The sequence below is a fragment of the Armatimonas sp. genome (assembly GCF_031410135.1).
Lineage (GTDB): Bacteria > Armatimonadota > Armatimonadia > Armatimonadales > Armatimonadaceae > Armatimonas.
In genome coordinates, this window is sequence record NZ_JANNYP010000027.1 from 1 (window position 1) to 4,018 (window position 4,018).

Consider the following 4,018-nt stretch of genomic DNA (forward strand, 5'->3'; position numbering starts at 1 on the left):
TCATCGTGCAGCTACATTCCACTGATGATGCCACCCGCAAGGCCGCATCTTCGGCACTGGTCGCCATGGGGGAGGAGGCAGTGCCCGCGCTTCTTGAAGTGACACGCTCCCCGAAGTTTGTGGCGCGGATGCGAGCCATTGAGGCACTTGGGGAGATTGGGAGCCGCTGGGCGTTCTGGCCGCTGGTGGACTTACCACTTGCCGAGCAAGACGACGATCTGCTTGTGGCACGAATCCATGCCCTGGTTGCCATCACGGAGCGCTTGGCCGAAGCGCCCACCCTAGACGACCTGCCGTGGCTCGTGATGATATTCAAGGAGTTTCGCTTCGATGTTAACCACCGGGGCGTCGCGATTGCCGCCGCGCAGGGCTTCTTGCGCCTCGCTCAGACGGCTCCCGGCCCCGCGCTCCTGCCCACCCTGCCGCTCTTTTGCGGGAACCTGATCCGAGTTGTCCCCGAGGAGTGCACCCAGATTCAAAAGCAGCTCAAGACCTTACTGGCTGCCTGGAAAGACCTCCCAATCCCTGCCCAGAGCCTGCCCGATACCCGCAACCTACCTCTCCCTTACCAAGACATTAGGGAAAGCGACGTATGAATGCCCGCTGGCTAATGGGGCTCAGCAGGGGAAATGAACAGGCTCGCCAGCAAGTTCGTGAGCGCTTTAGGCAGGAGCTTTTGAGCGAGCAACCCAAAGAGGGAGTGCAGGCAGCGCTTGCAGCGGCCAGTAATGCTCGAAGGGGGCTCTGGCAGCAGCTTTGTGACTTACTTGCCGAAGGAGCTGTGGCTAACGAGGCCGTCTGGTGGGCACTACTGAGAGGACTATCGCACCCGAAAACAAGAGCGCAGGAGCTGGCATGGGAGGCTTGCTGGACAATGACAGAGCGACTGGAAACGCGGCTCCTCGCAGACCGGCTCACCTGTGCCTTGGTAGACCTTACGGTGGATGAGAACGTGACCCCGTGCCTACTCGCTCTTCTTCGTGAGGCAACAAACCGCCCCTGTGTTGAGCTTCGTGCAACCCTGGAGCCGCTTCGGAGCTGTCATAAACGGTTGTGCTATACTTGGCCAGCCCTCGCCGAGGATTTCAAAGAGACGCAGGCTGTCGTCGAAGCCGCAACGCAACACCTTAAAAACCTCCCGCTCCCCGCTGCTGTGGCCCCAACCGCAATAAATCTACCGCTTCCTGCAACCGCGCAAGACATGGATGGGTCAGAGGCTGAGAAAGAAGAAACAAACTTATGGAAGCAACTGAAGAGCAAATTCAGGAGCTGATTGAGCAGCTTCAGAGCAATCACTACAAGACACGTCTTATTGTGCTGGGAAAGTTAGTGGAGTATGGTGAGGCAACGGTACCAATGCTTTTAAATGTGGTCTCACACAACATTGAGATTCATTGGAGATATGTGATTCGTGCACTGGCGGCGATTAGCACTTTGGAGTGTGTCGAGCCTGTCGTTTCGTGTTGGGAGGAGAGACCTGATGATCCCGTCGTCATAGAAGCGTTTCGAGGTCTCGTCGATCATTTCACCGCCGAAGCGCGACTGGAGAACCTGCCTGCGCTTCTACGTCTGCTTACCTGCTACAAACGCGATCTTAATGTGATGTCGCATGGACAGACCACAAGTGTGGGGAAGACAGCCAGCCTTAGAGCAGCCGATATACTAATCCTCTTAGCACGTCATACTCCCACCCCACAACTCCGGGTAGCCCTTCCCTTACTTAAGCGGGATTTATGGCATGGTGTACCTAAAGAGTTTGCAGAAGCCTATAGACAAATCGACGAGGCAACTCACCTTTGGAAAGACCTACCCTTGGCGGTATCAGAGTTAAAGACGAGCATGGTGGGATTACCACTTCCGACAACCATACCAGAACGAGGCGAGTCTGAGACGGAGCAAACGATGAGGAACTATGGAACCAACTGAAGAGCATATTCGGGAGCTGATTGGTAAGCTGGCAAGCCAAGACTATGGTGTGCGGCTGATGGCACTCGGTAGGCTGGTGGAAGCCAGTGATGCCGCAGTCCCGCAACTGCTGGCCGCTCTCCAGCACCCCAATGCTCTCGTGAAAGCCTGCGCGGCGTGCGCTCTAGCAGGAATTGGAGCGCCGCAGGCAGTGGGTGCGCTGATTGCACTTTGGGAAGAGAGCCCGCGGGATCCCTCGCGAATGGAGGCGCTAACTGAGTTTGCGACCAAGCTGGCTCAGAGCGCTAATCCCGCCACGATTCCCGCACTCATAGAGCTCTTGCCCTGCTACAAAAAAACGATGGGTGAGGGGTCAGTGGCAGGGCGTGAAATCTCTCGGATTGCCGCTGAGGGGCTTCGTGTGCTAGCCTACAAAGCGCCCACACTTACTCTGAGGGCTGCACTGCCCGCACTCAAGCGTGATATGTGGCATGTTAGCCCAGACGAGTTTGGTGAGGTGCGCCAGGTTATTGAGGAGGCGACCCGTCCGTGGAAAGACCTTCCTGTGACGGCATCTGGGCCACAGATGCGTGCCCAAGAGCTTCCTCTACCTGCCGATAAACCGACGCTCTCATGAGAGACAATTAAGTTACGGACGAAATGCAGGGAGATGGCCCTCATGTTTGGTATACTGATCCGTGCCGAACACCGACTCTTCTACACCCGCCTCGCCGAAAAAAGCGCTCACCGACCGCGCTGTTGCTAATTTGTTTCTGCTGCCCACGATCTTGCTGCTCGTGGCGATGAACATCTTCCCGCTTTTCTGGTCACTGGGCCTGAGCTTTACCAAGTTCAAGGCCAACGCCAACAAGCCCGCCGAGTGGATTGGCAATGCCAACTACACCGAGATGATGAGCCGGGAGCAGGTCTGGCAGTCGTTTACGGCGACGGCGGCCTTTGTCTTGCTTGCGGTGGGGCTCCAGCTTGCGGTGGGCTTTGGGCTGGCGATCTTGCTGAACCGCAGCTTCAAGCTCAAGGGCATCATCACGACGCTCTTTCTGCTGCCCATGATGCTCAGCTCGGTGGTCGTGGGGCTTTTCTGGCGCTTCTTGCTCGACACCAATTTTGGGATGATCAACTGGCTGCTGGGCTCGGTGGGGCTGATGGACCCGAAAAAGCCGATCAACTGGACCGATAAAGACCACGCGCTCTGGTCGGTGGTGATCGCGGACACGTGGCAGTGGGCTCCGTTTGTGATGCTGATTGCTCTGGCGGGCCTGGCGAGCGTCCCGAAAACGCTTTATGAAGCCGCAAGCGTAGATAGAGCCAGCGAGTGGTTTCGGTTCCGCTTTATCACGATGCCCTTCATCACCCCGCTGCTCTTGATTGCGCTGCTCTTCCGCACGCTCGACAGCTTCAAGATGTTTGATCTCGCGTGGATCATGACCGAGCGCGGCGCAACTGTAGAAACGGTCTCGATCCAGGTCTTTCGCGAGGCGCTCCGCAACTGGAACACAGGGAAAGCCTGTGCGCTGGCTTATATCGTTCTGCTGGTGATTATCGGGCTGACCAATCTGTATCTCATGATGATGGCCCGCGTGCGTGGCGAGGCCAAGCTTGATGCCGCGCCGCTCTTTGCGCCGGACACGCCGTGGCTGGTAGCGCTCCAGAAAGTGGCCCCTGCCTCGCTGGGAATTCTCCTGGTCTGGGGCGCGTTCAAGGCGGGCGGCCTGCTCTTTGTGATCGGGCTTGCGGTGCTGGGCGGGCTGATCGCGGGGACGTTCTACCTTCCCAAAAAAGTGCGCTCGATTCTCGCCTTTATCGGAATCGGCGTGGCGCTCTTTGCCTATCTTTTCCCGCTGGGCTGGATGATCGCCACATCGCTGAAGCAGTACACCGATGTGAATGCCATGCCGCCCAAGTTCGTCTTCACCCCGACCGGCGCGAACTACGCCGCGATCTTCACGACCACAGACGGCAAGAAGTTCATGGGGCAGATGGGCAACAGCCTCCTGGTGAGCGTGATCTCCACCGTGATCGCGGTCTTCATGGGGACGCTGGCGGCCTACACCTTCTCGCGCTTTAAGATCAAGGCCAAGGGCGATGCGCTCTT

At 57.6% G+C, this 4,018-nt stretch carries 5 protein-coding genes; all 5 read left to right on the forward strand.

What is annotated here, in order from left to right; translation table 11 throughout:
* Positions 1-596: HEAT repeat domain-containing protein (locus RMO15_RS01050; protein WP_309707038.1), on the forward strand; the 596-nt coding region annotated here is incomplete at its 5' end.
* Positions 593-1,273 (forward strand): hypothetical protein, encoded by a 681-nt coding sequence (locus RMO15_RS01055; RefSeq protein ID WP_309707040.1) that lies wholly within the window; start codon positions 593-595, stop codon positions 1,271-1,273. The genes RMO15_RS01050 and RMO15_RS01055, both read left to right, overlap by 4 nt.
* Entirely contained in the window at positions 1,240-1,926 is a 687-nt protein-coding gene (locus RMO15_RS01060) for a hypothetical protein (protein WP_309707042.1), read from the forward strand. The genes RMO15_RS01055 and RMO15_RS01060 overlap by 34 nt, the downstream gene beginning before the upstream one ends.
* The gene (locus RMO15_RS01065; protein ID WP_309707044.1) at positions 1,913-2,542 is read left to right on the forward strand and encodes a HEAT repeat domain-containing protein; all 630 of its coding nucleotides are present in this window, start codon (positions 1,913-1,915) and stop codon (positions 2,540-2,542) included. The genes RMO15_RS01060 and RMO15_RS01065 overlap by 14 nt, the downstream gene beginning before the upstream one ends.
* Before the next feature lie 61 nt (positions 2,543-2,603).
* Positions 2,604-4,018: ABC transporter permease subunit (locus RMO15_RS01070; RefSeq protein WP_309707046.1), on the forward strand; the 1,415-nt coding region annotated here is incomplete at its 3' end.